Here is a 25,833-nt window from a genome sequence, read left to right as displayed (position 1 = left end):
ACCTCCGCCCATAACCCAAAGGGAAAACAACAATAATGGCCCTCTGCAACTACCTGCCGGATTTGCTCTGCAAATTCCCGGCAATCGACAACTCCACGATGCGTGTAGCACGCAAGACCATCGATGACGGTTTTCGCGATATCGTGCGCAATTACGGCGATGCGATCGATGTGATCGTGCATCCGCTGCAGCTCTTCCTCAACTCCTCGGAGCGGCTGTTCATCCAGACCCCGTGGATCGTCACCATGCTGGTCATTCTGGCGATCGTGCATCTGGCCGGGCGCAGCTTCAAGATCACCGGTGGCACGGCCATCTCCCTGCTCATGATCGGCGCAGTCGGCCTCTGGCGCGACGCCATGACGACGCTTTCCATCGTCGCCATCGCCACGCTGATCGCCATCGTCATCGGCCTGCCGCTCGGCATTTTGATGGGACGCTCCGAACGGTTGCAGCGTATCATCAATCCGGTGCTCGACGTGATGCAGACCCTGCCAAGCTTCGTTTATCTCATCCCCGTGGTGGTGATTTTCGGCATCGGCAAGGTACCGGGCCTGATCGCAGTGGTGATCTACGCCATTCCGCCCGTCATCCGTCTGACCAGCCTCGGCATCCGCCTGGTGGACCGGGAAGTGCTGGAAGCCGCCGATGCCTTCGGCTCCTCCAACGGCCAGAAGCTGTTCAATGTGCAGCTGCCGCTGGCGTTGCCCACCATCATGACCGGCATCAACCAGACCATCATGATGGCACTCGCCATGGTCGTCGTCGCCTCCATGGTCGGCGTCGGCGGTCTCGGCAAGAATGTGCTGCAGGCCATCAACAACCAGTTTTTCACGGTGGGCTTCCTGAACGGTTTCGCTCTGGTCGCCATCGCCATCATGTTCGACCGGGCAAGCCAGGCTTTCGGCAAGCGCCTGCAGAAATACCGCGAGGTCTCCCATGGCTAAAAGCATCGAAATCAGGAATCTTTACAAGATCTTCGGCAAGCATCCCGAGAAATATCTCGAAGCGGTGCGATCAGGCATGGACAAGGTCGAGCTGAACGACAAACACAACCATGTGCTTGGCCTCAACAACATCAACATCACCATGCCGGGCGGCAAGATCACCGTGGTCATGGGGCTTTCCGGTTCCGGCAAGTCGACGCTGATCCGCCACATCAACCGGCTGATCGACCCGACCGCCGGTGAGGTTCTCTACGACGGCGAGGACATTTGCGGCATGAGCACTTCGGCGCTGCGGAAATTCCGCCGTCACAAAACGGCGATGGTGTTCCAGAAGTTCGGCCTTCTGCCGCATCGCACCGTCCTGGAAAACAGTGTCTACGGCCTCGATATTCAGGGCATGCCACGCAAGGAAAGCGAAGAGAAAGGCCGTTACTGGCTGGAGCGTGTCGGTCTTGCCGGCTATGAGGATTATTATCCGAACCAGCTTTCCGGCGGCATGCAGCAGCGCGTCGGCCTTGCCCGCGCGCTTGCCAACGATGCCGATATTCTCCTGATGGACGAGGCCTATTCGGCTCTCGATCCGCTGATCCGTGTCGATATGCAGACGATGCTGCTCGACCTTCAGCAGGAGCTGAAAAAGACCGTGGTGTTCATCACCCACGATCTGGATGAGGCTTTGCGGCTCGGCGACCACATTGCCATTCTGAAAGACGGCGAAGTGGTGCAGCAGGGCGACGGCCAGAGCATCATCCTTTCCCCTGCGGATGGTTACGTCACCGACTTCGTGCGTGACGTCAATCGCAGCCGCGTGCTTCAGGCGACCACAGTGATGGAACCGCTGACGGCGAAACCCGAGGGCATGTCGGTGCCGGAAAACGCGACACTGGAAACCATCGCCCGCGATATGTCGGAGGCGAACGAAACCAGCGCCCATGTGGTGGATGAAGACGGCAAGCCAGTCGGCGCCATCGGCCTCGACACGCTGGTGGCGGCGATGGTCACGCCGGCACCTCAGGAGGCGGAGGCCAGGTTGGCAGTCGTGGAGGAAGTGGCAAAAATCCCGGAACCGGCGGCGCCGGTGGAGAAGGAAACTGCGTAATCCGGCACCAACAGGATTTGCCTTTCTTTTAGAGGACCGAAACTGCCCCCGCCCCGCTGCGCAAAAGACGTCGGCGCTGTCTGGCCGCGTCCAAACGCTCTTTCGTCATACCGGCCTAGAGCCGGTATGACGGGAGTGGGGTGTTTGGCGCCAGAGTTTGAGCGGCACAACAGGGTCGCAATGGCGAGCACGACGCGAAGTGTGGGGCAAGGCCGGCAATGCCCGCCTTCCCGTCCAGCCATGCAAAAACGAAGCACCCCTTTGCCACGTGTCAAGCCGGGAACGACATTGCAATGCAGCAAGCGCAAGCTTCGGGCAAGCCGCCGCCGTTAACCATTTGTTAACTTTTGAACGCGGAATCACTGGCATGCAGATCGAAAGCAATATTGGCGGATACAACTATCAGGCTCGTGTCCGCGACATCGAAAAGCCCGGCAGCGCGCAGAACGCGCCCGAGGAACAGGCCGTAAAACGCGGGCCCGGCAACCCGACCGTTTCCAGCACCGTTCTTTCCCGTTCGCTGGCCAACGTGCTGTGGGCCGTCGGCAATGGCGGCGCGCCGGCCCACACGCCGGCTGCAACCTCCGACGAGGACAAGGCAGAAGCGCAGGCCGAATGGGTGCGCAGCGCCTATTCCGAATACGAATAGTTGATTCCGATCAGGCCCTTGCCGGGCTGACCTCCACCGTTACATGTGAAAGTTCATGTATGGCTGCAAGCTTCTGCTTGTAGAAAGCCGGTGCCTTCGGCACCTGCGAGTGGATGGCGACAATGGCGGCGTGATGCCCCGGCCCCACCTGCCAGACGTGCAGGTCGGTGATGCGATCTTCTTCCGTTTCCACGCTTTCACGGATTTCCTGCGGCAAGTCCTCCGTCAGCGGAACCGCATCAACCAGCGTCGTTGCCGTGGAGCGAATGAGTCCCCATGACCAGCGGGCAATCACCACACCGCCAACAATACCCATCAACGGATCGAGGAAGGACCAGCCGTTCCACTTGCCGAGCAGCAACGCGACAATGGCGAGAACGGAAGTCAGCGCATCGGCGAGTACATGCAGATAGGCTGCGCGCAGATTATTGTCCCTGCCGCCCTTCGCACCGTGCTCGCCGTGATGCGCGTGCGAGCCGTGATCGTGATGGGCGTGGCTGCCATGGCCGTGATGGGCATGCGAACCATGTGCGTGCCCGTGGCCGTGATCGTGGTCATCCTTCAACAGCACGGCGCTGACGAGATTGACGGCAAGACCGATGAGGGCGACGAGGATCGCCTGATTGAAGTCGATCTGGACAGGATTGAAAAGCCGCATCGCACTTTCAACGGCGATGAGCAGCGCCACCACCGCCAGCACGATGGCGCTGGCAAAACCGGCGAGATCACCGAACTTGCCGGTGCCGAAGGTGAAGCGCGGATTGCGCGCCTCGCGCCGGGCATAGAGATAGGCCAGCGCCGAGATGAGCATTGCGCCCGCATGGGTGGACATGTGCCAGCCATCCGCCGTCAGCGCCATGGAACCGAACCAGTGGCCGGCGACGATCTCCGCCACCATCATGACTGTGGTCAGCGCAATCACCATCCACACGCGCTTTTCATTGCGCTCATGGTTCCGGCCTAGGAAAACATGGTCGTGGCCGGACGCTGCGGAAAATTCGGATGTCGTCGTCATGTCGCTAATCCTGTTCGATCCTGGAATATTCTGTTTCACGCATGTCTTTTCCCAAAGCCGCGGACACTTTTGGGAGAGAGGTTAGCGGATGTAGGTCTTCAGCACCTGGGCCAACTCTTCCGCCGCACGCGCCCGCTCGTCTTCATTTTCGGCGTGCACGACGTGCTCATGCAGATGTTCCTGCATCACCTCCCCCGTCAGGCCGGAAAGCGCACCGCGCACCGAGGCCAGCAATTGCAGCACCTCGCCGCAGGGCTTGGAATCGTCCAGGGCACGCTCCACCGCCTCCATCTGCCCCTTGAGGCGACGGATGCGAGCGAGAAGCTTCTCCTTGTTGCGGATCGTATGGGACATGAGTACCTCATATACTATAGGGGGGTATACTATATTGCGATGTTTTTTGGTTCAAGCCCTGCGCGACGCAATCTTCGCGAATGTTTCGACCCCTAAAAATACCCCATGAAACTTAGGGGACTCAGTCATGACGACTATCGCAGCAACAACCAGCAGCTACGCAACTCCGGTCCGGACCCTTGAGCCGGCAAAGACCAGGGAAACCAATGCAACCACCGAGGCCCTGCTGGAACTGACACGGGCGGCACACCGCGCGATTTCCAGCGCCGAGAGCGTTGCCGTTTCCGCCGCACCCGCTGCCGCCAGCGTTTCCGCCGGCCTTGCCGCAGCACTCTGGAACCTCGACAGCGGCGCACAGGCCAGAACCGAACCGGCGGTAGATATCGCCGCATCCGTGCAGCCTGACGCCGCCGCCAGCATCGAGACAGAAGTTCTCAAAGCCCTGGCGCAGGCACTCGGCGTGGATGCCGCCGCCTGACACCCATTGAACGGCAGGCTGAAAAGCTATATCTCTAGAGACTAGAGCATCCGGTTCGTTCTTGTCCCGGCTGCTCTTGAGGATATGGAGAAGGCAATGCTGTCCATCGGTGAATTGTCCAAACGTACCGGCGTGAAGGTTCCGACGATCCGCTATTATGAGCAGATGGGCCTCATCCGCGAGGCAGACCGCTCGGAAGGCAACCAGCGCCGTTACGAAAAATCCGATCTCGAAAGGCTGGCTTTCATCCGCCATGCCCGCGATATCGGGCTCAATATCGACGCCATCAGAGAATTGATCGCGCTCAGCCAGCACCGGCAAATGCCGTGCGAGGGTGCGGATCGCATTGCCGCCGAACACCTCGCCCATGTCCGCGAAAAAATCACCAGCCTCAAAAAGCTCGAGCATGAGCTGGAACGTATCGTCTCCCATTGCCATGGTCATTCGATCGAGGATTGTTATGTCATCCGCGCGCTTTCCGACCATGGCATGTGCGAAGGGGAGCATTGATGCTGAAGAGCAGGCTTGACAGATTTCAGATTCGAGCGCATTGCATGGACATGATCAACGAACGCGCACCCATCTCCTGCTCGTACTTTTGGGCCTACCTGTAAAGGGCGGCTCGACAGATCATTTTGTCAACAAGCCGCCGTCAGGCGGCTTTGTTGTTTTTCAAGCGTCCTGACGGCACCGATAAAACCGAAGGACCAGAAAAATGACCGAAGATAGTTCCCTTACATTGGAAAGACCGCCCGTCGTCATCATTCGTGGCGCACGCAAGACCGATTTGCCTGAGCTCAATGAGATGATCACCCTGCTTGCCACCTTTCATGGCGATGCGGCGGCGATTACGCCGGCGAAACTGGAACGCGACCTGTTCGGCCCGCTTCCCTGGGTGCATGGGCTGGTGGCGGAAGCCGACGGCGCATTGATCGGTTACGCCCTGATGCTGCCGCTCTACAAGGCGCAGGAAGGCCGCCGCGGGCTTGAGCTGCACCATCTTTTCGTGCGTGACGGTCACCGCGGCCATGGCACCGGCCAGCACCTGGTTTCCCGCGCCCGCGATATCGCCAAGCGCCTCGGTTGCGACTATCTTTCCGTCAGCGCCACGACCGGCAATGTCGCCGCGCATCGTTTCTACGAAAGCATGGATTTCGCGCCGCGCCCGGTCACCGGCATGCGCTACATGCAGTCTATCGCCTGATTGCAACCTTCGGAGACGGCCATGACACGGATTGCCATTGCGCTTGCGCAGGATTTTGCGGACTGGGAACCGGCGCTGCTTGCTGCCGCCGCGCGCGGCTATCTCGGCGTCGAGATCGTTTACGCAACCCCGGACGGCCAGCCCGTGGTTTCAATGGGCGGGCTCAGCGTTACGCCCGACACATCCTATGACGCGCTTGATCCTGCTAACATCGATGCGCTCGTCATTCCCGGCGGCCTCAGCTGGGAAAAGGGAACGGCTGCCGATCTTGGCGGGCTGGTACAGCGGTTTCGCGAGAAGGGCCGACTGGTTGCCGGCATCTGCGCGGCTGCCAGCGCGCTTGCAGGCACGGGCGCCCTTGATGACGTCGCCCATACCGGCAATTCGCTCGCCTCTCACAAGGCCTATCCGTCCTATCGCGGCGAAGCGCTCTATCGCGACCAGCCGAAGGCGGTCAGCGATGGCGGCATCGTAACCGCAGCCGGCAGTGCACCGGTCAGTTTCGCAGTGGAAATTCTGAAACACCTCGGCCTCTTTGGTCCGGAAGCCGAGGCGGAACTTCAGGTTTTTACGGCGGAACACCGGTGAAGCTCACCTTGGTGTCGAGAGTTTTGCAGATCCTCTCATCGTCATTCCTGTGCCTGTCACAGGAATGACGGCGCGCAAAGCATGAGCGTCCAGACAATATCGCGCATTACCCGCGATCAAGCACCCTGCACGCGCGGGGCGCAGGCTCCGCTCCCTCCCCCGCAATCGCACGGCGGATATCGCGGCTGTTGAGATGCAGACTGCGACCGGCCGGCAAAGCCGAGCGTTTTATCTTGGCAAGGGCTGCGGCCGTAAAGGCAGCCTCATTCTCATGAAAATAGGCGAGCGCCGCTTCCCGTTCCGGGCTGACGCCGAGGACTGCCTTGAAAGCAAGGCGATGCACGGCGCAGGAAGCGCCGTGACCGGGAACGGCAAAACGCAGCGCATCGAGTTCGTCACTCCATTCGGCTGCGTCCTGCATGGTTTCAAGCCGACTGGAAGCGTTTCAGGAAGAACGCGCTCAATGTTCCGAGCAGGGCCCAGAAGACAAAGCTGGTCACGGTGGCGGCAACGATGAACTGGCGTTCCAGCGGCAGCGGTGCCAGCGCATGTTCACCTTCCGGCGGCAGGGGCGCGCCCACCACATGGGGTGCAACGATCAACACCAGTGCGAGCACGATTGTCCAGGGTTCGCGCCGGAACGCGATCAGCGCAATGCCGCCTGCGGTTGCCGCAACCGTCGAAAGCCACCAGATCTGCCGCGCCTCAAGCGCGGCGGCCGGGCTGCCCGGCAGTTCCGGCGGCAGGCCGATCATCGGCGCAAGCATGACGGCGGCAAAACCGGCCACACCCCACAAAAGGCCTTCGCGCCAGCCGGCATTGGTGCCGCGCAGCGAGATGAGGCCGGTCAGCACCAGCGCATAACCGATGGCGGTCAGCACGTTGGCGGCGACCGTATAGGCGGTGCGCTCGAAGCCGTCGGCCGGAGACCAGGCTTCCTCATTATGTTCGTGCGCGGGAATGGCAGCGCCGGTCGTGGCCGGAGCATCATGGCTGTGGGGCGCTTCGCCACCGGCATTTTCATAGGTTTCCGCCTTCAGGATCAGCGGCGTGGTGCCGAAAGCCTGCATGGCCGAAACGGCGAAGCCGCCAACGATGCCGACGAGGACGGCGGTAAAAACGATATTGCGAAAGAACGACATGCTTTCCCCCTCAATGGCAAGGGAAAGCATTGGCATGACGTGTGTCATGCGCGGCGTTGTGAACGGCTTCCACATGCGAAAAGCCGACAAAACCGACGACGAACAGGCCAAGCACGATCGCCGTCAGCGATTGCGCGAAGCTGCCCGTTTTTGCTGAAACGGCGGCATTTGCCGTATTCTGGTTGATGGACATGGTGACCCCTCTTACGGCGCGACCCCGCGCCTTTAGACGCGGCGGAACGGCAAAACGCCGTGCAGCCGCATGCGATACACTTCACCACGGGGATACGAGACTGACACAGGGCGGCACGTTCAAGCGCCACCACCCTGAAATTCCGCTCTTCCGGACACCCCGCCGGCATGGACATTTCTGTGATGGCAGGTCTCCTGGCTTACGGGTCAAAACCTGAAACACCTTCCCGGCATTGCCCTCGCCCATATCCGGCGAGATGCTTACCAGTGGCATTTCGTTTCAGGCTCTCCGCTCACAGTTGCGGGGGCAGCCACGAATGAGGATGTCTCCCTATCGTGTTCCCTTTTCACCTTCCGGAACGCCCGGAAGGAACCATCACAGGATCGTTATCCGATGGGTGCGGGTGGGAGTCAATGGCAGGCCGGCGTGAGAATTGCGCACTGTTGCTGGATGCCGGATCAAGTCAGGCATGACGGCAAAGGGCTACCGCGCCGGGATGGCCTTCAGATAGGCGGCGATCGCATTGCGGTCATCGGCGGTCAGATGCGCCATATTCTGCTGGACCTTGACCATGGAGCCGCCGACGCTGTCGAATTCCGGGGTGAAGCCGGTTTCCAGATAGTTGGCAATATCGGCCGCCTCCCAGCTTCCTACGCTCTGCGAGCCGGGGGTGATATCGGGAATGCGGCCCTCGCCTTCGGGATTGGGACCACCGGCCAGCCATTTGCCATCCAGAAAACCGCCAAGCGCATTGCGCGGCGTGTGGCATTCGCCGCAATGGCCCGGGCCTTCCACCAGATATTGGCCGCGCAGCAATTCGGCATTGGCATCGGCAAGCTCGACGCGGGGTGGCGCGGATGTATCGAAATAGAGGAATTTCCAGCCGCCCAATGCCATGCGCATGTTGAGGGGGAACGGCAGTTCGTGATCCGGCGCATCATTCTGGCTGGCGGGCAGAACCCGCAAATAACCGAAGAGGTCGTTGATGTCCTTCTGCGTCATGCGGGCATAGGAGGCGTAAGGGAAGGACGGGTAGAGATGTTCGCCGTTCTTGCCGACGCCGCGCGTCATCGCATCGCCGAATTCCGAAAGCGTCCAGCCGCCAATGCCATGCTGAGGATCGGAGGAAATATTGGGCACATGAAAGGTACCGAAGGGGCTTTTCAGCGCCTGCCCGCCCGAGAGCGTCAAAAGCGCATCGCCCTTGGCATCTGGTGCCGCATGGCAACTTGCGCAGCCGCCCGCCCAGAACAGCGTTTCGCCATTGGCAAGGTCCGGCTCGCCAAGGCTCACCCAGTGGCTGGGTGCCTGACGCAAAGGCGCAGTGACCCAGGCGAAAATGCCGAAACCGGCAATGGCCGCCACCGCGATCCCGCCCGCGAGCTTCGTCCAAATGGAGGCCATGACCCCTCTCCCCATTATCACCTGATGAGATCAGGCGTCATTCCCGCTGAAAAAACGCCGCCGGGAAGCGGCGTTCTTAATAGGATTATTTCTTAAGACGGTAGGTCTGGTGGCAGGCACCACAATCGGCACCGAGGGTCTGCATGGCGGTGGTCACACCTGCCTGATCGGCCGGAAGGCTGGCAAGAACCTTGTCCGCATCGGCACCGAGCTTGGCGGCCTTGGACTTGAAGTCATCGAAATTTTCCCAGATCGCGGGTGCCGCAGCACTGCCGGTCTCGCTGCCTGGGGGAAACTGGTCGGGGAAAGCCTTGGCGTTGGTGCTGATGGTCGTCACGGCAGCCTTTACGACTTCGGCGTCATAAGGCTTCTGGCCCTTGGAGATGGCAGCAAGCGCACCCATGGAGCCGCCGATCTGCTTCATCATGCCTTCACGTTTTTCGACTTCGCCGGCAGCGTAGACCGCTCCGGCGCAAAGACAGCCGAAAAGCATGGCCGCCGCGATGGTTTTCAGTTTCATACACTCTCTCCTTGATTCCGGCAGATGCCGAACGCGCGATAACGGCGCGAGGATGCCCTTTCCGCATGGCGAAAAGAAGTCACATTGCAGTGAATTTCCCCAAGAAAACAGAAGTCTAGGAGAGTGCTTCCCAAAGCGTAACCAGGGCTGCGGCAATCAGCATGAAACCGGCGGCGCGGCCGATGAAAATCGTCGCGGCAGGCGAGGAAACGAGCCATGCCCGGCTTTTATCCGCCGTCAGCGCCAGAGCGCCATAGACCGTGAACTGCGTGATGGCCACCATCGCGCCCATTACCAGCCCCTGCATCCAGATTGGACCATAGTCCGGTTTGAGGAATTGCGGATAGATCGCCATCATGAAGAGATAGGCTTTCGGATTGGAAAGGCAGGTGAGCACGGCCCGCCAGAACGCCTTTCTGACAGAGGCGCTCGCCTGCGCCTCATCGCCATTGACGGTGATAGCGCTGCGCATCAGGCCGACGCCGATCCAGACCATGTAAGCGGCGCCGGCGACCAGCAGCGGCAGGAACAGCGACGGCATCCAGGCGGCAAGCATGCCGACGCCCAACGCACCGTAAAGCGAATGCACCATGCCGCCGGCGCTCATGCCGCTTGCGGCGGAAAGCCCGGTTCTTTTTCCACCCGTCAGCGCACTTGCCAGCACGAACAGCATATCCATGCCCGGCAGGATGATGATGCCGAACAGGACCAGAAAGAAAAGCCAGAGATTTTCGGCGTAACTCATGTCAGTATCTCCCAAGACAGTTTGCGACACATTCGGGAAAACTCATGTTTCTCAATGTGTTTTGCTGCTTATAGGAAAAGCCAACTGACAGCGTTGTGTCAGTTGCGTTGGGAAACCACCGGGAAAAACGGCAATGCGCAAGGCATCGAGACTGTTCGAGATCATCCAGATCCTGCGGGTGGCGCGCAGGCCGATCACCGCGCAGACCATTGCCGAGGCACTGGAGGTCACGGTGCGCTCGGTCTATCGCGATATTTCGGCCCTTCAGACCATGCGCGTGCCGATCGAAGGCGAACGCGGCGTCGGTTACATCCTGCGTCCCGGCTTCAACCTGCCGCCGCTGATGTTTTCCATCGAGGAGACGGAGGCGATCGTGCTTGCACTCGCCATGGTCGCGCGCACTGGCGATACCGAATTGCGGCAGGCGGCCAAAAAGGTCAGCGACAAGATTGCCGCATCCCTGCCCGAACCCCTGTCGAAAACCCTGTCGGCCAATGCCCTGCACGCCTGGGGCAGCATCGCGCCCTCACCCGCCGGCGTCGATCTTGCCATGGTCAGGCGGGCGGTGCGCGACGAGGAGCGGTTGGACATAACCTATGGCGATGAAACCGGCGCGGAGACCCGGCGACAGATCCGGCCCATCGCCATGATCTATTATTCGGAGACGACCAATATCGTCGCATGGTGCGAGCTCAGGCAAGCGATCCGCAATTTCCGCTCCGACCGCGTTCTGACCTGCAAGACAACCGGCAGCTTTTTCAAGATGGAAGGCGAAAGGTTGCGGCAATTGTGGATGAGCGGCTGGCAGAGCAATCAGCTGGGGACTTCGGAACGAACGACGAATCAAGCCGGCGCGTAAAAGCAACTGATTTAGCGCGTCTTTCAACCTTCGTTCTGTGTCGGCGACCCTCTTTCAACCGTCATTCCTGTGACAGAGACAGGAATGACGGTTGAGAGGGTTGTGCTCGCTTCAAAGCACGGCAGCGTTATGCCGCAAATGCTCCAGCACCCTATCGTCCTCGCGCCCGAAACCGCGGATGACGATTCGGTCGGCAAACACATCGGCAATGGCGAAGGTGTTCTGGTCGGGCGTATCCACCATGCCCTTGAAGTTTACGAAGTGAGTGTTGCCCTGCACCCCGTAATTGCCCTCATGATTATGGCCGCTGAACCATGCGACGACCGAAGGGTGTACATCCAGAAGATCAAGGATGCGGGGCGCATCCCACATATTATGGGCGTTGTCCGGATAGACCGGATAGTGGCAGAAAATGACCACTTTTTCACCCGCCGCATCCGCCTTTTGCAGAACGGTTCGCAGCCATTCGAATTGTTCGTCGCTGAGCGACGCATTCCAGTCCTGCGCATTGATCGCACCCACCTCTTGCAGGCGCTTCAGACGCTCTTGCGCCAGCGTGCGGCGCGGATCGCCGGGCGGCGGGGCAAACAGGCTGACCTCGTTGCCGTCAAGCACCACGAAACGTATCTCACCGATGGTGAAATCGTGCCAGGGCGACGCCATGCCGAGGCGGGCATGGATGGCGGACAGGTGTTCGGCGGCAACGGCGAAATCGTGATTTCCCGGCAGCATCACCGAAGGGTGGCGAAGCTGCTCGTAGACGCCAAGGATCGCATCGAAATTTTCAAAACCGCGATCGATGATATCGCCCAGCGTCACCACGAAGGCCAGTTCCTCGCGATTGAAGGCGTCGATCGCTTCGCCAAGCTTTTTCGGGCTTTCGGCATAATACCGGCCCATATCCGGGCGGGGCTCGGCATCGGCATATTGGGGATCGGCAACGATGCCGAATGAGAAGAGCGGTGTGGTTTTTTCAGTCATGATGCGCCGCGATAAACCGGGCGGATGACAGGCTTGTGACAAGTAGGAGCGACACGCTGGATTGTCGACCTCAAAAGCAGAACACCCGGCCTTTGGGGGGCCGGGTGCTCAGAAAATTACAATCCGCAAAACTTACTTGGAAGCGGCTTCGTAACGCTCCAGGACGTAGTCCCAGTTGATGAGGTTGTCGACGAAGGCTTCGAGGTACTTCGGACGCAGGTTGCGGTAGTCGATGTAGTAGGAGTGTTCCCATACGTCGACGCCGAGGATCGGTTCTGCGCCATGAACCAGCGGGTTTTCGCCGTTCGGGGTCTTGGAGATTTCGAGCTTGCCGTTCTTGACGGAAACCCATGCCCAGCCGGAGCCGAACTGCGTGGTGCCGGCAGCGATGAAATCAGCCTTGAACTTGTCGTAACCGCCGAGATCGGAGGCGAATGCCTGTTCCAGCTTGCCCGGCAGCTTGTTGCCGCCGCCGTCCTTCTTCAGCCACTTCCAGAAATGGACGTGGTTGTAATGCTGGGCAGCATTGTTGAAGAGACCAGCATTGGTGCCAAAGGACTTCTTCACGACTTCTTCAAGCGAAAGGTCGGAAAGACCGGCTTCCGCCGCCAGCTTGTTGCCGTTGTCGACATATGCCTTGTGGTGCTTGTCGTGATGGAACTCGAGCGTCTCGCGCGACATGTATGGTGCAAGCGCGTCGTAGTCGTATGGGAGTTCAGGAAGTTCGAAGGCCATGGTTTTTTACTCCTTTTTGCAGCGGGTTACCGCTCCTAGAAACCTTGTGAGCGGACCATAGGAGCGAACCTCTGTTTGGGCAACCTGTGAAATATCAAAATGTTCCGACAAAAGAGAAAATTCCTCTCAAGCCAGCCGCCACCACATTTGTTTCACAACCCTGGCGTACCGTTTTCCACCCTATCGGTTCGCTTTTGATGAAATTGCAGGAAGGAAATTCCATGACCCGCCCCATGATCCAGCGCGCGCTGCTTCTCGCCGCCTTCTCCTCGCTGGCGCTACCCGCCGTGGCATCGTCTGACGATGCGTGGAAGGAATTCGTGGCGGATGTGCAGACGGCGTGCCTTGGCGCCGGCAAAGACATGATCGAGGACGCCAAGGTGGTGGTCGATCCGGTGGGCAGCGAGAATTATGGTCTCGCCGTCCTCACCGGCAAGGCCAAATTCACCGGTCAGAATGGGGGCGCGGATGCGACGATCAGCCATATCTGCGTTTACGACAAGAAGACCAAGGCCGTCGAACTCGGCAGCGAGCTAGCCGGCGATACGCTGAAGGTTGAAATCCCCGGCTCCACCAAGCCCTGAGGTTTCAGAAACGGGGCGTGGTGTCGCCATCGCCCAGCGCGCGCTGCATCAGCACCGTGTCCAGCCACTGGCCGTGTTTCCAGCCGATGGACTTGAATGTGCCGACATGCTCGAAACCGGCGGCGCGGTGCACACCGATGGAGGCGGCGTTGGCGCTATCGCCGATGACCGCAATCATCTGCCGGAAGCCGCGCGAAGTCGCATCCTCGATCAGCGCATCGAGCAGCTTGCGGCCAATTCCCATGCCCTTCATGGCCGGATCGATATAAACGGAATTCTCCACAGCAGCACCATAGGCCGGGCGCGGACGATAGGCGCCGGCATAGGCATATCCGGCTATCTTTCCGTCGATTTCGGCGACGAGATAGGAGTAATTGCCTTCCACCAGCAGTCGGCGGCGCTCAAGCATCATATCCACGCTTGGCGGATCGATCTCGAAGCTGGCGCGGCCATGCAGCACGGCATCCCGGTAGATTTCGGTAATGGCTGGAATATCCGCCTCCTCGCAGGGGCGGATGGTGAGGCTGGAAATTGTGGGAAGGGTCATTCTCGTGTCCTGTGGTCATTCACGGCATTATTGTGCATTGCGGCTCAGTCAAAATAAAGATTATCTGTCTTATACAAACGATAAGGTTTTCTTTGATGATGGACCTCGATCTGCGGCAGGTGCGCAGCTTCATGGATGTCGCCGATCTCGGCAGCTTTTCCGCCGCAGCCGACAAGGCGGGGCTGACGCAGCCGGCCATCAGCCTGCACATCCGGCTGCTGGAAAAGCAGCTCGGCGTGCGGCTGATCGAACGGGTCGGCAGGCGCGCGCAGCCGACGGCGGCAGGCCGGGACTTTCTCATCCATGCAAGACGGATTGCGGAAGAAGTGGCGCATGCCATCGACACCGTAGCCCCTCATCGCAGCGGGGTGACGGGACGCCTGCGCATCGGCACGGGCGCCACCGCCTGCATCTATCTTCTGCCACCAGTGCTGGGCAAAATCCGCCAGGTGATGCCGGGGATAGACATCGTCGTGCAGACCGGCAATACCCACGATATACTGAGGCTTCTCGAAGCTAATACGATCGACGCGGCGGTGGTGGCCCTGCCGGCCAGCGGCCGCAGCCTCGACATCAGCGACATCCATCTCGATGAACTGGTTGCGGTTTTCCCGCATGGCACCATCAGCGACGCAACAATCCTGAATGCCGAGACGCTTTCGACACAGCCTTTGCTGCTTTACGAGGGCGGCAATACGCGCAAGCTCGTGGATCAATGGTTTTCGGCAACCGGCCGCACCGTGCAACCCGCCATGGAACTGGGCAGCGTCGAGGCCATCAAGAAACTGGCAGGCGCGGGCCTTGGCCTTGCCATCGTGCCACGCATGGCGATGGAGCATGAAGGTGCTGCATCGGGGCTTGAATGGCGCTCGCTCGAGCCGCCGCTCGAACGGCGGATCGCCCTTGCCCTCAGACGCGACAAGCACATGACCGCGCCACTAAGGGCGCTCGCTGCCGCATTGCCGGATGTGCGGAAACGGTGAGGCCTGCGCCGGGTTGCGAGGGCAAGCCAGCCATCGCCTCTGATGGCGAATAGTGCGCCCGCCTCAGCGTCATCCTTGGGCTTGTCCCACTGCTGTCCGGTTTAAATTCCGGACGACCCGCAGCCCCCCTTTTGAAGTCAGTCGTGGAGGGTCAACATTCTCGCGACGTCATCCTCGGGCCCGTCCCGAGGATCTAAACACGTCGAATAAAATCAATACGTTGCAGATCCTCGGGACAGGCCCGAGGATGACGTCGGCGTGGTTGGCCCGACTTGCCTTCCCATCTGATGACGCTACTTTTCTTTTGGTGTCCGGTTCGGAGCGGCAGGCCAGAGCACGACGTTGAGTGTGTCGGATGCTTCGTCACCAGCATTGCTCGCGCCATCCGATGACGCGAGCAACGCTTGCAAAACTCAGAACTCCGTCCAGTCATCACCCTTCACGGCCAGCGCGGCATTGCCACGCGAAGCAGTGACCGGGCGGGATCTGGACGGCTGGGCGACGGGTGCACGTGCGGGGCTTGCGGCCTCTCGCATGTGCCTTGCCGTCTCGCGCAATGCGGAGGTCTGCTGGCCGAGCTGGAACTGCGCCAACAAAGCCTGGAGATTGGCGCATTCCTGCGCAAGACCCGCACCGGCCGCATTCATTTCCTCGACCATCGCGGCGTTCTGCTGCGTGGCCTGATCCATGTGGTTGACGGCGGTGTTGACCTCGGAGAGACCGGCGGACTGTTCCTGCGCCGCGGTGGCGATGGCGTCCATATGGGTGTTGACGGACAGTACGAGCTGCTCGATCTCGGAAAGCCCGACGCCAGTATCGGCGACAAGCTTCACGCCCTCACCCACCGCGACGGCTGACGTGTTGATGAGCTGCTTGATTTCCTTGGCGGCCTTGGCGGAACGCTGGGCCAGTTCGCGCACTTCCTGTGCAACGACTGCAAAACCCTTGCCCGCATCGCCCGCCCGCGCCGCCTCGACGCCCGCATTCAGCGCCAGAAGGTTGGTCTGGAAGGCGATTTCGTCAATAACACCGATGATCTGGCCGATCTGGCGCGAGGAATGCTCGATGCGTTCCATGGCCGAGACGGCATCGCGCACCACCTTGCCGGAAAGATCGGCCTTTGCCCTTGCCTCACGCACCGTGTCGCGCGCATCGCCTGCCCGCTTGGAGGTGGCCGAAACATTGGCGGTGATCTCTTCCAGCGCGGCTGCGGTCTCCTCCAGAGAGGCAGCCTGCTGCTCTGTGCGGCGGGAAAGATCGTCGGATGCCGACGAAACCTCGTGAGCGCCGCCATTTACCGTCTGCACGGATTGGCCGACACTTGTCAGCGCTTCACGCAGTTGAACGACGGAGCTGTTGAAATCGTGCCGCAGCGCCTCGAATTGCGGTGCGAACGGCGTGGCGATCTCGCAGACCATGTCGCCGGAAGCGAGACGGCGAAGACCGCCCGCCAGTGAACCCGTGGCCTGATTGAGCCGTTCTTCGGCCTCGGCCTCGGCGCGCTGCTGCAACTCGATACGGTCCCGCTCGGCCCGCTCGCGGTTGGCCAGGGCTTCGGATTCCAGCTGCCTGTTGCGGATTGCCGCCTCGCGGAAGATTTCCACGGCGCGGGCCATCTCGCCGATCTCGTCGCCGCGTTTTGCGCCGGCGACATCGATCGAAAGATTGCCGCCCGAAAGCTCCATCATCGCGTTGGTCAGGCGGCTGATCGGCCGGGTGACGCGGCCGACGATGACGGCAAGCGAGAGGATACAGAGCGCCAATGTCGCGATGAAGACGAAAAGATAGATCATCGCATCGATGAAGGCGTCCTGTTTGGCCTGTGCGGCATTTGCGTCCAGAACATCCATGGCGGCAGAGGCGATTTTCGCGATCGTGCCGAGGTTTTCGGTGACGGTGGTGCGCCAGCTGTCCATGGTGAAGGCAGGCGTGCGACCATTCATGAGATCGTCGATGAGCTTGGCGCGCTGCGTGCTGAAATCGCCCTTGAAGTAAGTCTTGTCCGCCGTGGCGTAGATATCCTTGAGCGATTGCGGCGTCGATTCATGCGCTGCCAGATCGCCGGTCGCTTTCCAGGCGAAAGCCGCACCGGCATCGAATGCGCCGAGCTGCTGCATTTCCTGCGCCGTCAGTGGACGGTTCTGGGCAACGGCAGCGTTGAGAATGACGGTGGCGCTGCCGCCAAGGGCACGGGCAGACCAGCCGTAGGAGCGCAACTGGATCAAACCGGTCTGGCCCTGATCGAGAGAGCGAACGGTGCCTTCAAGCGCCGTCGAGCCCGCCTCGAGCGAGGCGAGGAAATCGCCACCGAGCGCCATGACCGTTTTGTCGAGCCCGCCTTCGCGCCGGTCGAGCGGCAGCGAAACATTGGCGTCAACCTTCTTTCGCAATTCGACGAACTGCGCGTAGACATCTTTCACGCGCTTCAGCGGTGCCTGAAGCTGCGTGTCTTCAAGCGATGAAGACTGCGTGAGGAATGCCGTCATGGCAGCATCCACCTTCTGGCGTGCGGCCTGCACGCTGGCGACGCTGCCCGTCGATTTCGACGGATCGAGCGTCAGTGCCGTGGCGCTGTCGCCGCGTTCACTGCGGAAATTCAAAAGAGCGTTGAAAAGAAGCTTGTCGAGCGAGACGAGTTGCGCAACCTCTGAAAAGGTGCCGGCGCGATTGGCCGACCGCCACAACTCGTTTCCGACCAAACCGGCCAGCGCGAGGCTGATGGTAAGAAAAAATCCTACAAGTACATTACGAATGCTGAAAGACATCTGGCGGCCCTCGTTAGCCGGAAGGGAAGATGCTGCAAACTACGGGCGGTTTGTCTAAAATTGGATTAAATTCCCCTCAGTTTTCGTGGGAAAATACTGCACTGCAAAAACAAAAGGCCACGGCAAGCCGAACGCCTGCCATGGCCCTGATCGAAATACCTGTCAGCTTTGCCCACCAGACAGAAAATCACACTCGATTTTCGTCCGTAACGATGGGCAGATTAAAGAGAGTCAGAGCGTCCGGCAGGACGCACGGCGCTCTAGACGTCTGCGCCGAGACGTGCCCAATCCATGTAAAGATCGAGCGCCTTGCGGGCGACCGGGCCTGCCTGCAATGCGCGGTCATCCAGTTTCACAACAGGGGAAACCTTGGAATAATTGCCCGAGCAGAAGATTTCATCGGCCCCGCGGAAATCCTCGACCGACAAGGTCGCTTCGCGCACTTCGAAACCGGCCTGGCGCAGAAGGCCCATCACCCGCGAACGGGTGATGCCGGCAAGGAAGGTGCGGTTCGGAACCGGGGTGAAGACGACGCCGTCCTTGACCATGAAGACGTTGGACGATGCCGATTCAGCAACATTGCCGTTCATGTCGCACATCAGGGCGTTGTCGAAACCGCGTGCACGGGCTTCCAGAATGGCGCGGCCGCTATTGGGGTAAAGGCTACCGGCCTTGGCATCCGTCATCGCGGTTTCCGGTGAAGGACGGCGCAGCGGCGAGACAGTGAGTGTCAGCGATGCGCCGGCATTCATCGGCGCTTCGAAAAGGCACAGCGCAAAACGGGTGGAATTGGCATCGGGCGCGACGACGCTGCCTGGCGAACCGTGTTCTGCCCAATACATCGGCTTGATGTAGATTTCGGTCTTGCCGTCGAATTTATTGATGCCTTCCAGCGCCAATGCCTCGATCTCTTCCGCCGTCATGGTCGGCTTCATGCCCATGTTGGTGGCCGAGCGGTTGACGCGCTGGCAATGCAGATCGAGATCGGGAGCCACGCCATCGAACCAGCGCGCGCCGTCAAACACCGTGGAGGCCAGCCACATGGCATGCGAGGTCGGGCCGATGAGCGGCGGATTGCCGGGCAGCCATTGACCATCAACATAGGTCCAGGTGGTTGATCGGGGTGCGGTATCGACGGTCATGACTGTCTCCTGTCTTGAGCATCTCCGCCTTTCTGCAAAAGCGAAAGAGCTCCATCTTTTTCGTCCTGCCACATTGCCGCACGCAAAACCGCTTCGCACTTTTGCTGGCAATGCTCTGAAATCGGCGGGAGTGAATGCCTCTGACCGGGTGAGGTCAAGTTTTAATTGCCGCCATGTCTTATTTTGATGGAAAATAACAAATGCATGCCCTGACAAAGACGTTTTGTGAGGCGAAACAAAAGGTTGATGAATAGATCCATCACAATAATTCATGCATTGGATGATGGCGGGGCGATTTCGCCCATGCGATGCTGGCAGTCTGACGGCGCTTGCAACGCCCTTTACCATTCTTGTTCGCCCATCCGAATGCGACACGTCAGCAGGAGAAAATCATGGTATGGTCCGCCCAGCAATATCTGAAATTTGAAGACGAGCGGACACGCCCGGCAAGGGATCTTCTGGCGCAGGTGCCGCTGGAGCGCGTGCTGAACGGTTACGATCTGGGCTGCGGCCCGGGCAATTCCACCGAGCTTTTGACCGATCGTTACGGCGTCAACGTCATCACCGGCATCGACAGCGACGACGACATGCTGGAAAAGGCGGCGGACCGGCTGCCCAACACCCGTTTCGGCAAGGCCGATCTCGGCAACTGGCGGCCCAGCCAGAAGGCGGACCTGCTTTATGCCAATGCGGTGTTCCAATGGGTGCCGGATCATCTTGCCGTTCTTTCGCAGCTGATGGACGAGCTGGAAAGCGGCGGCGTGCTTGCCGTGCAGATGCCTGACAATCTGCAGGAGCCGACACATCGCGCCATGGAGGAAACGGGAGCAGACGGCCCCTGGAAGGACACGTTTGCGGATGGCAGATTGCGCCGCAAACCCCTGCCCGCGCCATCAGCCTATTTCGATGCGCTGACACCGAAATCCGCGCGGGTGGATGTGTGGCACACCATCTACAACCACCCCATGAAGGATGCGGAAAGCATTGTGGAATGGGTGAAGGGCACGGGTCTGCGCCCCTATCTTGCCGCCGCCGGCGAGGAACACCGCGAGGCCTTCCTCAACGACTATACGAGGCGCATCGCAGCCGCCTATCCGCCCATGGCGGACGGCCGGCTGCTGTTGCGTTTTCCGCGCCTGTTCGTGGTGGCGGTGAAGAAGTAGCGTAGTTTTCGCCTCCCCTCATTCCTGTGCCTGTCACAGGAATCCAGCCAGCCCAAGTCCTTGGGCTGAAAAGGCTCTCTCGCCGCGCAGACGCGCGGCGGCTGGATCCCTGTGACAAGCACAGGGATGAGGAGAGCTTAGAGTACGACATGGCTACGGCACTATTTAGCCAATCGGCCTCAACGCATTATCTCTAACCCGCGAAGGCATAGACCCTCAGACGATGGCCGTCGGGGTCGGCGGCAGTGAATGTGTGGCCGAAGTCCATCGTGCCGGGCTGCTGCAAAATCGCGATGCCCTTTGCCTTCCAGTCGGCGAAGGCTTCATCCACCTGCGCATCACCTTCGACGCGGAAGGCAAGCTCGCCGCCACCGCCCGTTACCGATGCCTTCGGCTCCACGGTATGCCTTGACCAGAGGCCGAGCTTCATGCCGTTTTGAAGCACGAACAGGGAGAATGTCGGAGAGGCTTCGACCGGCTCTGCGTCGAGCAGGGCTTTATAAAATTCCGTGCTGGCCGGCGGGTTGTCGACGTACAGAATGGTGAAATCGGGGTGGGTCATGGCTGTTCTCCTTGAGTTGCGGATGAACAGGTTCTAGCCTCCCATGCTGTCAGTTTTTGTCAGCATGATTTTGTTGCCTTCGCTGTTTTTCCCGCTCGCGCCACTCCTTCAGCAGGGACTGGCGGCGGCGGGGATAACGCATGTCCAGAGGGTTGACGCTCTCGATGCGGTCGGCCCGGAAACTGCGGAAATCCTGCCGCGTCTCGCACCATGCCAGCACGACCCGCACCAGATCGAAAAAAGCGAGCGCGAAGGGCCAGATCACCCGCTCCGTCAATTCTCCCTTTTCGTCGCGATAGGTCATCACGACCTTGCTCTCCTTGCGAATAATATCGCGAATGGCGGCGAGATCGACGTGGATGGTGGCCATGGCCTGCCCGGGGCCGACAAGCAGGGTGGAATTATCGAGTTCCTCGCGCAGGGCATCGGGCAAAACGGCGGCGATCTTGACGAGTGCGGCGCGGGCGGCCTGCGCCAACCCCTCATCGGCACGGCCCGCGACCCATCGCGACCCGAGCACAAGCGCCTCGATCTCCTGCTGCGAAAACATCAGCGGCGGCAGCAGAAAACCGGGAAGCAGCACATAACCCACACCCGCCTCGCCCTCGATGTCAGCACCCTGCGCCTGAAGCGTTGCTATGTCGCGGTAAAGCGTGCGCAGGCTGACGCCGGTTTGTGCGGCCAGCGCCGTACCGCTGACCGGCATGCGGTGGGCGCGCAGGATCTGCAACAGATCAAGAAGCCGTTGTGAGCGCGACACGCGTGGTTCCTCTACATTCCGATCATGCCATCTACGAAGTTTCACCATCGACTGGTAGCCTCGCGCACAGCGCCTCGCAATGGCGAGATGCTTGAAACCAATGGCGCGGACACCAGTTAATAAAAGACCGCTTCCCCATCCGGCAGTCCTTGCCGGCCATGTTTGAAATAAACAGGAGAGACATGCATGTATGACGTCAACGCGAATGGCGCGAACATTCCCGCCCTCGGTTTCGGCACCTTCCGCATTCCGGAAGAGGATATCAGGCGCATTTTGCCGGAGGCGCTGAAACTAGGTTTCCGCCATGTCGATACGGCCCAGATCTACAAGAATGAAGGTGCGGTTGGCGACGTGATCGCAAAGTCCGGCATTTCCCGGCACGATATTTTCCTGACCACCAAGGTCTGGGTGGACCGCTATCGCCACGCTGATTTTCTCGCCTCCGTCGATGAAAGCCTGCAAAAGCTGAAGACGGATTATGTCGATCTCCTGCTGCTGCACTGGCCGAAAAGCGATGTGCCGCTGGCGGAAAGGATCGGCGCGCTGAACGACGTGCGCAAGGCCGGAAAGGTGCGCAATATCGGCATTTCCAACTTCAACGTGGCGCTGACGGAAGAGGCGGTCAAACTCTCCGACACGCCGCTTGCCACCAACCAGATCGAATACCACCCCTATCTGGACCAGACGAAGGTGATTGCGGCCGCGCGCAAACACGGGCTCTCGGTCACCGCCTATTATCTGATGGCGGATGGCAAGGTGCCTGATGATACGGTGCTGAAGGATATTGGTGCAAGGCACGGCAAGACGGCCGCACAGGTGGCGCTGCGCTGGGCCGTGCAGCAGCCTGATGTCGTGGCGCTCTCCAAGACCGCGACCGAAAGCCGCCTCAAGGAGAATTTCGACATTTTCGATTTTGCGCTCTCGGAAGAGGAAATGCAGGCGATCCACGCGCTTGCCAAACCCGATGGCCGCATCGTCAACCCCGGTCACCTCGCGCCCGACTGGGACGATTGACTGCGTGAACCCGGTCCGGTCTCACCGCTGCGTCAACGCCAGTTTCGCCCCTAGCGCCACAAACGCGGCGGCGAAACTGCGTCTCAGCCAGGTGAGCACGGCCGGGCGCGCCACAACCTGCCGCCTGACCGAGGCGGCAAAACAGCCGTAAAGCGCAAAGACCAGAAACGTCATGGCCATGAAGATCAGCCCGAGATCGACCATGCGCCACGTCGGAGAAACCTCCTCCGGCGCGATGAATTGCGGCAGGAACGCAAAAAAGAAGATCGACAGTTTCGGGTTCAGGAGATTGATGAGGATAGCCTCTCCGATGACCCGCCCCGCCTTGCGGTGCTCCTGCTTGTCGTCGATCTTCAGCGCCCCATCTTCCCGAAGCGTGTTCCACGCCATGTAGAGCAGGTAGGCGACACCCAGATATTTGATCACGCCGAAGGCCAGGGCGCTCGCGTGCAGAATGGCGGCAAGTCCGGTGATGGCGGCCAGCAGATGCGGCACGATACCGAGCGTGCAGCCGAAAGCCGCGACGACGCTCGCCCTCGCCCCTTGGGATAGGCCAGCGGCCAGCGTGTAAACCACGCCTGTTCCGGGAGAAGCGGCGATGATCAGGGATGTGATGAGGAATTCGGGCGTCATGGATGCTGCAAGTCCCGTTGAATGGAGGACAGGAGCATGACTGTGTCCGGCGCGGGGGTCTTGGATGAAATTGCAGCGTTGATGCTTGGAGGCTCGCGTCTGTAGCCCTATTACCCCAACCTGCGCTACGAAACGGCTGCCCTATACGCCGCGGGCGTCACCCCGAACTGCCGCACGAAAAGCCGGTTCAGGTGGCTCTGGTCGGAGAAGCCTGCGGAAAAGGCCACCTCGGCGGGCGGTGCGCCTTCGGCCAGTGCACGCCTTGCCAGATGCAGGCGCCGCTGGAGAATGTAGCTGTGCGGCGTCAGCCCCGTGGCCCTGGCAAAAGAGCGCAGGAAGCGAAACTGACTGATACCGGCCTCCTGCGCCAGATCAGCAAGGCGGAACGGCCGGGCGGGATCGTCATCGATCCTGCTTTTCGCCCGTCTTGCGCTGCCGGTTGCCGCCGGTTCGCTCCGCGTTGTCGCAGTCTCCATCGCTCCCGCCAGAAGCATCAGCAGGGTCTCGTCGCAATGAAGGGTATCCCCCGGCCGATCCGTTGCCGTCATGGCCGAAAAAACCGTGCGGAACCGGTCCGCCAGAGGCCTTGTATCGACGGGATAGGCGAACTCGAAAGTGCCGTGATCCTTTTCGATGATATCGGCAATGGCGGCCTGCACGATATCGATGTCGAGATAGATCATCCGCCAGGCGCGCCCACCCTCTCCCAGCGGACTGCCGTCATGCACCTCACCCGGATTGACGGTGATGACATGGCCGGCTTCAGCCTCCACCATGCCGCGCCCGCTCAGCGATTTCTGCGCGCCGCGCTCCACAAGGCCGATGCCGAACTGGTCGTGCATGTGACGTGGAAAAGAGCGGTCGCTATCCGCAACCACGGCAGCAATACCCGGCATGGCGGTTTTCGGCATGAGGAATTGACGGCTGCCCATGAAAAGCTGGCGCTCCCTTTAAAGAGCGTCACGCTATCACAAACGGTGCGTCCGAGACAGGGCCGGGCCTTTACGGATGCATGCCGTTGACCATCGAAAACACCTGATCGAAATTGCCGTTCTGCGCGGCGAAACGCAGCGGCTTGCAGCGTTCCACAACCACTTCTTTCTCATCCGGGCGACCGCCAAGAATGTCCATCACTTCCGAAATGAAGGCCTCGAGCGGCATGGCTCTTTCGTCACTTGCCTGGCCTTCCCCCATCAGCGTCGTCTGCACATATGGCGGCACGATTTCGATGACCTCAACCGAGGTTTCCTTCAACTGTTCGCGAAGTGCGACGGAATAGGCATGGATGGCCGATTTGGTGGCGCTGTAGGTTGGGGTGACCACCATGGGCACGAAGGCCAAGCCGGAGGATACCGTCAGCACCGTCGCTTCGGGCTGCTTGAGGAAATGCGGCAGCAGCGCCGCCGTCAGGCGAATGGGCGCTAGAAGGTTGGTGGCGATAGTTTCCTCCGCCGTGTCCAGATAGTTCGGGGCCGAGGAGATGTCCTCCGGCCGCATGATGCCGGCATTGTTGATGACGGCGTTGAGCGTCGGATGTGTCTTGATGAGATTGTCGGCGAAAGAGCGGATGCCTTCAGCGTCGGTCGCGTCCATGACCATCGCGGCCATGCCGGGATTGGCGGCCGTTACCTCATCCAGCACATTCTGGCGGCGGCCGGAAATGACGACCTTGTTGCCCAGCCGGTGAAATGCTTCCGCCAGCGCCCGCCCGATGCCGGAGCCGCCACCGGTGATGAGAATGGTGTTGCCTGTCGTTTTCATCGAAAAATCCTTTGCCTGTTGGATGACAGGAAATTAGCGGCTATACTCTCCATTCGTAAGTAGGCACCCAAAAGAATTATACTTACCCAAAGGAGAGTGTGAGATGAAACGGTATGCCGCCGATCCCATGATCGAGAACAGGCGCAAGTCTCCGCCGCCCACGGAAACCGATCCGGTCATCGAGGCGCTGGTTGAGGATATCATCGCGAAAGTGGCCGACAAATGGACGATGCTGATCCTTGAGGTGCTGGAAGAGCATGGCACGCTTCGCTTTACGCAGATCGGCAGGCTGGTCGGCACCATCAGCCAGAAGATGCTGACGAAAACGCTGAGGCAGATGGAAAGCGACGGACTGGTGCGCCGCACCGTGCACCCCGTCATTCCGCCGCATGTGGATTATGGCCTCACGTCTCTCGGCGAGACCCTTGGCAGCGCCTTTTGCGGCGTGTGGATATGGGCGGAAACCCACCATGCGGAAATAGAAGAGGCGCGGCGCCGGTTCAATGAACAGCCGCCGCGCCCCGTTATGGAATAAAATGTCGCCTTACGCGAACTGGCTGAGGCCCGGAACCGAAGCGATCACCTGATCGACAGTCTCATCGCCCGCGTGCTGGCGAGCAACGGCGATGGTTTCCTTGGCGAGCGTGGTGATTTCGCTCATGCCGATGCCCTGGCTCATCAGTTGCTGGCCGAGACCCATGATGCCGCCGCCGCCGATCGCGCTCATCAGGCCGCCCAGCAGACCGCCGCCACCGGCGCCCTCGCCATTATACTGTGCCACGAGATCGCTGGCACCCGGAATGGCTTCGATCATGCGGGCGATCGGACCATCTGCCGCCTCGCGCTGGAGAAAACCCAGAATCATGCCAACAGCCTTTTCGGCCAGCGCAGGGTCTATGCCCGCCTTTGCGGCGATCTGGTCAACGACTTCGTTCATTCTTGCCTCCTGTTGAAAAACGACGCCAACACCGAATAACTGACGTTAACGTCAACGTAAAACAATCTCATG

The 25,833-nt window shown here is 60.2% G+C and carries 32 protein-coding genes and 1 riboswitch; of the genes, 13 read left to right on the top strand and 19 right to left on the bottom strand.

Annotation, left to right across the window (positions count from 1 at the left end; translation table 11 throughout):
* Window positions 1–35 precede the first annotated feature (35 nt).
* From CRO62_RS22070 to CRO62_RS22060, 3 genes are all read left to right on the top strand, one after another.
* The gene (locus CRO62_RS22070; RefSeq protein WP_097101891.1) at window positions 36–944 is read left to right on the top strand and encodes an ABC transporter permease; all 909 of its coding nucleotides are present in this window, start codon (window positions 36–38) and stop codon (window positions 942–944) included.
* The gene (locus CRO62_RS22065) at window positions 937–2,043 is read left to right on the top strand and encodes a quaternary amine ABC transporter ATP-binding protein (protein ID WP_097101889.1); all 1,107 of its coding nucleotides are present in this window, start codon (window positions 937–939) and stop codon (window positions 2,041–2,043) included. Before CRO62_RS22070 ends, CRO62_RS22065 begins: the two co-directional genes overlap by 8 nt.
* A gap of 367 nt (window positions 2,044–2,410) precedes the next feature.
* The gene (locus tag CRO62_RS22060; protein WP_097101887.1) at window positions 2,411–2,692 is read left to right on the top strand and encodes a hypothetical protein; all 282 of its coding nucleotides are present in this window, start codon (window positions 2,411–2,413) and stop codon (window positions 2,690–2,692) included.
* Between the two features lie 10 nt (window positions 2,693–2,702).
* Here CRO62_RS22060 and dmeF read toward each other — a convergent pair whose 3' ends face one another.
* The gene (gene dmeF / locus CRO62_RS22055) at window positions 2,703–3,707 is read right to left on the bottom strand and encodes a CDF family Co(II)/Ni(II) efflux transporter DmeF (protein ID WP_097101885.1); all 1,005 of its coding nucleotides are present in this window, start codon (window positions 3,705–3,707) and stop codon (window positions 2,703–2,705) included.
* Window positions 3,708–3,788: 81 nt separating this feature from the next.
* Complete coding sequence (dmeR, locus tag CRO62_RS22050) at window positions 3,789–4,061, bottom strand: Ni(II)/Co(II)-sensing transcriptional repressor DmeR (protein WP_003494395.1); 273 nt, start codon at window positions 4,059–4,061, stop codon at window positions 3,789–3,791.
* A 127-nt stretch (window positions 4,062–4,188) separates the two neighbouring features.
* Here dmeR and CRO62_RS22045 point away from each other — a divergent pair, with 127 nt between their 5' ends.
* From CRO62_RS22045 to CRO62_RS22030, 4 genes are all read left to right on the top strand, one after another.
* Window positions 4,189–4,539: a hypothetical protein gene (locus CRO62_RS22045; protein WP_097101883.1), complete on the top strand. Its 351-nt coding sequence runs from the start codon at window positions 4,189–4,191 to the stop codon at window positions 4,537–4,539.
* Window positions 4,540–4,635: 96 nt separating this feature from the next.
* Entirely contained in the window at window positions 4,636–5,049 is a 414-nt protein-coding gene (locus tag CRO62_RS22040; protein ID WP_003511977.1) for a MerR family transcriptional regulator, read from the top strand.
* Between the two features lie 205 nt (window positions 5,050–5,254).
* Window positions 5,255–5,743, top strand: coding sequence for a GNAT family N-acetyltransferase (locus CRO62_RS22035; protein ID WP_097101881.1), 489 nt, complete (start codon window positions 5,255–5,257; stop codon window positions 5,741–5,743).
* Between the two features lie 21 nt (window positions 5,744–5,764).
* Entirely contained in the window at window positions 5,765–6,331 is a 567-nt protein-coding gene (locus CRO62_RS22030) for a type 1 glutamine amidotransferase family protein (protein ID WP_097101879.1), read from the top strand.
* 106 nt (window positions 6,332–6,437) lie between these two features.
* On the opposite strand, the gene CRO62_RS22025 is transcribed toward CRO62_RS22030, so the two are convergent.
* The 6 genes from CRO62_RS22025 to CRO62_RS22000 form a co-directional block, all read right to left on the bottom strand.
* Entirely contained in the window at window positions 6,438–6,752 is a 315-nt protein-coding gene (locus tag CRO62_RS22025) for a hypothetical protein (protein ID WP_097101877.1), read from the bottom strand.
* A gap of 4 nt (window positions 6,753–6,756) precedes the next feature.
* On the bottom strand, window positions 6,757–7,473 hold the full coding sequence (locus tag CRO62_RS22020) for a CbtA family protein (protein WP_097101875.1): 717 nt from the start codon (window positions 7,471–7,473) through the stop codon (window positions 6,757–6,759).
* A 10-nt stretch (window positions 7,474–7,483) separates the two neighbouring features.
* Entirely contained in the window at window positions 7,484–7,666 is a 183-nt protein-coding gene (locus CRO62_RS22015) for a CbtB domain-containing protein (RefSeq protein WP_003494386.1), read from the bottom strand.
* Window positions 7,667–7,832: 166 nt separating this feature from the next.
* Window positions 7,833–8,058, bottom strand: a riboswitch (cobalamin riboswitch).
* 91 nt (window positions 8,059–8,149) lie between these two features.
* On the bottom strand, window positions 8,150–9,070 hold the full coding sequence (locus CRO62_RS22010; RefSeq protein WP_097101873.1) for a c-type cytochrome: 921 nt from the start codon (window positions 9,068–9,070) through the stop codon (window positions 8,150–8,152).
* Between the two features lie 85 nt (window positions 9,071–9,155).
* Complete coding sequence (locus tag CRO62_RS22005; protein ID WP_174001522.1) at window positions 9,156–9,590, bottom strand: c-type cytochrome; 435 nt, start codon at window positions 9,588–9,590, stop codon at window positions 9,156–9,158.
* Between the two features lie 115 nt (window positions 9,591–9,705).
* A complete protein-coding gene (locus CRO62_RS22000; protein ID WP_003511960.1) occupies window positions 9,706–10,335 on the bottom strand; it encodes a LysE family translocator in 630 nt (209 codons plus the stop codon).
* A gap of 133 nt (window positions 10,336–10,468) precedes the next feature.
* On the opposite strand from CRO62_RS22000, the gene CRO62_RS21995 reads away from it, so the two are divergent.
* Window positions 10,469–11,194 (top strand): helix-turn-helix transcriptional regulator, encoded by a 726-nt coding sequence (locus CRO62_RS21995; RefSeq protein ID WP_097101871.1) that lies wholly within the window; start codon window positions 10,469–10,471, stop codon window positions 11,192–11,194.
* A 111-nt stretch (window positions 11,195–11,305) separates the two neighbouring features.
* Here CRO62_RS21995 and CRO62_RS21990 read toward each other — a convergent pair whose 3' ends face one another.
* Both CRO62_RS21990 and CRO62_RS21985 read right to left on the bottom strand, forming a co-directional pair.
* A complete protein-coding gene (locus tag CRO62_RS21990; protein WP_097101868.1) occupies window positions 11,306–12,175 on the bottom strand; it encodes a metallophosphoesterase in 870 nt (289 codons plus the stop codon).
* A gap of 132 nt (window positions 12,176–12,307) precedes the next feature.
* Complete coding sequence (locus CRO62_RS21985) at window positions 12,308–12,910, bottom strand: superoxide dismutase (protein ID WP_003511955.1); 603 nt, start codon at window positions 12,908–12,910, stop codon at window positions 12,308–12,310.
* A gap of 221 nt (window positions 12,911–13,131) precedes the next feature.
* Here CRO62_RS21985 and CRO62_RS21980 point away from each other — a divergent pair, with 221 nt between their 5' ends.
* Window positions 13,132–13,494 (top strand): hypothetical protein, encoded by a 363-nt coding sequence (locus CRO62_RS21980; RefSeq protein WP_174001519.1) that lies wholly within the window; start codon window positions 13,132–13,134, stop codon window positions 13,492–13,494.
* Between the two features lie 4 nt (window positions 13,495–13,498).
* On the opposite strand, the gene CRO62_RS21975 is transcribed toward CRO62_RS21980, so the two are convergent.
* Window positions 13,499–14,041 carry a GNAT family N-acetyltransferase gene (locus CRO62_RS21975; protein ID WP_019564126.1) on the bottom strand — a complete coding sequence of 181 codons (543 nt, stop codon included), beginning with the start codon at window positions 14,039–14,041 and terminating at the stop codon, window positions 13,499–13,501.
* Window positions 14,042–14,136: 95 nt separating this feature from the next.
* Between CRO62_RS21975 and CRO62_RS21970 the strand changes: the two genes are divergently transcribed.
* Window positions 14,137–15,024 carry a LysR family transcriptional regulator gene (locus CRO62_RS21970; protein ID WP_097101864.1) on the top strand — a complete coding sequence of 296 codons (888 nt, stop codon included), beginning with the start codon at window positions 14,137–14,139 and terminating at the stop codon, window positions 15,022–15,024.
* A gap of 413 nt (window positions 15,025–15,437) precedes the next feature.
* On the opposite strand, the gene CRO62_RS21960 is transcribed toward CRO62_RS21970, so the two are convergent.
* The gene (locus CRO62_RS21960) at window positions 15,438–17,789 is read right to left on the bottom strand and encodes a methyl-accepting chemotaxis protein (protein WP_097101860.1); all 2,352 of its coding nucleotides are present in this window, start codon (window positions 17,787–17,789) and stop codon (window positions 15,438–15,440) included.
* Between the two features lie 260 nt (window positions 17,790–18,049).
* On the bottom strand, window positions 18,050–18,931 hold the full coding sequence (locus CRO62_RS21955; RefSeq protein WP_097101859.1) for a branched-chain amino acid aminotransferase: 882 nt from the start codon (window positions 18,929–18,931) through the stop codon (window positions 18,050–18,052).
* Between the two features lie 392 nt (window positions 18,932–19,323).
* Between CRO62_RS21955 and tam the strand changes: the two genes are divergently transcribed.
* The gene (gene tam, locus CRO62_RS21950; protein ID WP_097101857.1) at window positions 19,324–20,094 is read left to right on the top strand and encodes a trans-aconitate 2-methyltransferase; all 771 of its coding nucleotides are present in this window, start codon (window positions 19,324–19,326) and stop codon (window positions 20,092–20,094) included.
* Window positions 20,095–20,287: 193 nt separating this feature from the next.
* Here the strand turns inward: tam and CRO62_RS21940 are convergent, their stop codons facing one another.
* Together CRO62_RS21940 and CRO62_RS21935 are read right to left on the bottom strand one after the other, a co-directional pair.
* A complete protein-coding gene (locus CRO62_RS21940) occupies window positions 20,288–20,656 on the bottom strand; it encodes a VOC family protein (protein WP_097101855.1) in 369 nt (122 codons plus the stop codon).
* A 49-nt stretch (window positions 20,657–20,705) separates the two neighbouring features.
* A complete protein-coding gene (locus tag CRO62_RS21935) occupies window positions 20,706–21,416 on the bottom strand; it encodes a helix-turn-helix transcriptional regulator (protein ID WP_097101853.1) in 711 nt (236 codons plus the stop codon).
* A gap of 186 nt (window positions 21,417–21,602) precedes the next feature.
* On the opposite strand from CRO62_RS21935, the gene CRO62_RS21930 reads away from it, so the two are divergent.
* Window positions 21,603–22,430 (top strand): aldo/keto reductase, encoded by an 828-nt coding sequence (locus CRO62_RS21930; protein WP_097101851.1) that lies wholly within the window; start codon window positions 21,603–21,605, stop codon window positions 22,428–22,430.
* A 21-nt stretch (window positions 22,431–22,451) separates the two neighbouring features.
* Here the strand turns inward: CRO62_RS21930 and CRO62_RS21925 are convergent, their stop codons facing one another.
* From CRO62_RS21925 to CRO62_RS21915, 3 genes are all read right to left on the bottom strand, one after another.
* Complete coding sequence (locus CRO62_RS21925; RefSeq protein WP_097101849.1) at window positions 22,452–23,063, bottom strand: LysE family translocator; 612 nt, start codon at window positions 23,061–23,063, stop codon at window positions 22,452–22,454.
* A 125-nt stretch (window positions 23,064–23,188) separates the two neighbouring features.
* Window positions 23,189–23,995 (bottom strand): AraC family transcriptional regulator, encoded by an 807-nt coding sequence (locus CRO62_RS21920; protein WP_097101847.1) that lies wholly within the window; start codon window positions 23,993–23,995, stop codon window positions 23,189–23,191.
* A 70-nt stretch (window positions 23,996–24,065) separates the two neighbouring features.
* Window positions 24,066–24,824 (bottom strand): SDR family oxidoreductase, encoded by a 759-nt coding sequence (locus tag CRO62_RS21915; protein WP_097101845.1) that lies wholly within the window; start codon window positions 24,822–24,824, stop codon window positions 24,066–24,068.
* A gap of 103 nt (window positions 24,825–24,927) precedes the next feature.
* Here CRO62_RS21915 and CRO62_RS21910 point away from each other — a divergent pair, with 103 nt between their 5' ends.
* Window positions 24,928–25,359, top strand: coding sequence for a winged helix-turn-helix transcriptional regulator (locus CRO62_RS21910; RefSeq protein WP_097101842.1), 432 nt, complete (start codon window positions 24,928–24,930; stop codon window positions 25,357–25,359).
* 9 nt (window positions 25,360–25,368) lie between these two features.
* On the opposite strand, the gene CRO62_RS21905 is transcribed toward CRO62_RS21910, so the two are convergent.
* Complete coding sequence (locus tag CRO62_RS21905) at window positions 25,369–25,761, bottom strand: hypothetical protein (protein ID WP_003511926.1); 393 nt, start codon at window positions 25,759–25,761, stop codon at window positions 25,369–25,371.
* Window positions 25,762–25,833 lie beyond the last annotated feature (72 nt).

The sequence above is a fragment of the Rhizobium sp. AN6A genome (assembly GCF_900215635.1).
GTDB lineage: Bacteria > Pseudomonadota > Alphaproteobacteria > Rhizobiales > Rhizobiaceae > Agrobacterium > Agrobacterium tumefaciens.
The sequence above is the reverse complement of the archived record's forward strand: the minus strand, read 5'-3'. Positions and strand labels throughout refer to the sequence as shown.

Bases quoted from the DNA above. Each gene is read 5' to 3' on its own strand.
- CRO62_RS22070 (WP_097101891.1), top strand. From the start codon at position 36: ATGGCCCTCTGCAACTACCTGCCGGATTTGCTCTGCAAATTCCCGGCA.
- CRO62_RS22065 (WP_097101889.1), top strand. From the start codon at position 937: ATGGCTAAAAGCATCGAAATCAGGAATCTTTACAAGATCTTCGGCAAG.
- CRO62_RS22060 (WP_097101887.1), top strand. From the start codon at position 2,411: ATGCAGATCGAAAGCAATATTGGCGGATACAACTATCAGGCTCGTGTC.
- dmeF (WP_097101885.1), bottom strand. From the start codon at position 3,707: ATGACGACGACATCCGAATTTTCCGCAGCGTCCGGCCACGACCATGTT.
- dmeR (WP_003494395.1), bottom strand. From the start codon at position 4,061: ATGTCCCATACGATCCGCAACAAGGAGAAGCTTCTCGCTCGCATCCGT.
- CRO62_RS22045 (WP_097101883.1), top strand. From the start codon at position 4,189: ATGACGACTATCGCAGCAACAACCAGCAGCTACGCAACTCCGGTCCGG.
- CRO62_RS22040 (WP_003511977.1), top strand. From the start codon at position 4,636: ATGCTGTCCATCGGTGAATTGTCCAAACGTACCGGCGTGAAGGTTCCG.
- CRO62_RS22035 (WP_097101881.1), top strand. From the start codon at position 5,255: ATGACCGAAGATAGTTCCCTTACATTGGAAAGACCGCCCGTCGTCATC.
- CRO62_RS22030 (WP_097101879.1), top strand. From the start codon at position 5,765: ATGACACGGATTGCCATTGCGCTTGCGCAGGATTTTGCGGACTGGGAA.
- CRO62_RS22025 (WP_097101877.1), bottom strand. From the start codon at position 6,752: ATGCAGGACGCAGCCGAATGGAGTGACGAACTCGATGCGCTGCGTTTT.
- CRO62_RS22020 (WP_097101875.1), bottom strand. From the start codon at position 7,473: ATGTCGTTCTTTCGCAATATCGTTTTTACCGCCGTCCTCGTCGGCATC.
- CRO62_RS22015 (WP_003494386.1), bottom strand. From the start codon at position 7,666: ATGTCCATCAACCAGAATACGGCAAATGCCGCCGTTTCAGCAAAAACG.
- CRO62_RS22010 (WP_097101873.1), bottom strand. From the start codon at position 9,070: ATGGCCTCCATTTGGACGAAGCTCGCGGGCGGGATCGCGGTGGCGGCC.
- CRO62_RS22005 (WP_174001522.1), bottom strand. From the start codon at position 9,590: ATGAAACTGAAAACCATCGCGGCGGCCATGCTTTTCGGCTGTCTTTGC.
- CRO62_RS22000 (WP_003511960.1), bottom strand. From the start codon at position 10,335: ATGAGTTACGCCGAAAATCTCTGGCTTTTCTTTCTGGTCCTGTTCGGC.
- CRO62_RS21995 (WP_097101871.1), top strand. From the start codon at position 10,469: ATGCGCAAGGCATCGAGACTGTTCGAGATCATCCAGATCCTGCGGGTG.
- CRO62_RS21990 (WP_097101868.1), bottom strand. From the start codon at position 12,175: ATGACTGAAAAAACCACACCGCTCTTCTCATTCGGCATCGTTGCCGAT.
- CRO62_RS21985 (WP_003511955.1), bottom strand. From the start codon at position 12,910: ATGGCCTTCGAACTTCCTGAACTCCCATACGACTACGACGCGCTTGCA.
- CRO62_RS21980 (WP_174001519.1), top strand. From the start codon at position 13,132: ATGACCCGCCCCATGATCCAGCGCGCGCTGCTTCTCGCCGCCTTCTCC.
- CRO62_RS21975 (WP_019564126.1), bottom strand. From the start codon at position 14,041: ATGACCCTTCCCACAATTTCCAGCCTCACCATCCGCCCCTGCGAGGAG.
- CRO62_RS21970 (WP_097101864.1), top strand. From the start codon at position 14,137: ATGATGGACCTCGATCTGCGGCAGGTGCGCAGCTTCATGGATGTCGCC.
- CRO62_RS21960 (WP_097101860.1), bottom strand. From the start codon at position 17,789: ATGTCTTTCAGCATTCGTAATGTACTTGTAGGATTTTTTCTTACCATC.
- CRO62_RS21955 (WP_097101859.1), bottom strand. From the start codon at position 18,931: ATGACCGTCGATACCGCACCCCGATCAACCACCTGGACCTATGTTGAT.
- tam (WP_097101857.1), top strand. From the start codon at position 19,324: ATGGTATGGTCCGCCCAGCAATATCTGAAATTTGAAGACGAGCGGACA.
- CRO62_RS21940 (WP_097101855.1), bottom strand. From the start codon at position 20,656: ATGACCCACCCCGATTTCACCATTCTGTACGTCGACAACCCGCCGGCC.
- CRO62_RS21930 (WP_097101851.1), top strand. From the start codon at position 21,603: ATGTATGACGTCAACGCGAATGGCGCGAACATTCCCGCCCTCGGTTTC.
- CRO62_RS21925 (WP_097101849.1), bottom strand. From the start codon at position 23,063: ATGACGCCCGAATTCCTCATCACATCCCTGATCATCGCCGCTTCTCCC.
- CRO62_RS21920 (WP_097101847.1), bottom strand. From the start codon at position 23,995: ATGGGCAGCCGTCAATTCCTCATGCCGAAAACCGCCATGCCGGGTATT.
- CRO62_RS21915 (WP_097101845.1), bottom strand. From the start codon at position 24,824: ATGAAAACGACAGGCAACACCATTCTCATCACCGGTGGCGGCTCCGGC.
- CRO62_RS21910 (WP_097101842.1), top strand. From the start codon at position 24,928: ATGAAACGGTATGCCGCCGATCCCATGATCGAGAACAGGCGCAAGTCT.
- CRO62_RS21905 (WP_003511926.1), bottom strand. From the start codon at position 25,761: ATGAACGAAGTCGTTGACCAGATCGCCGCAAAGGCGGGCATAGACCCT.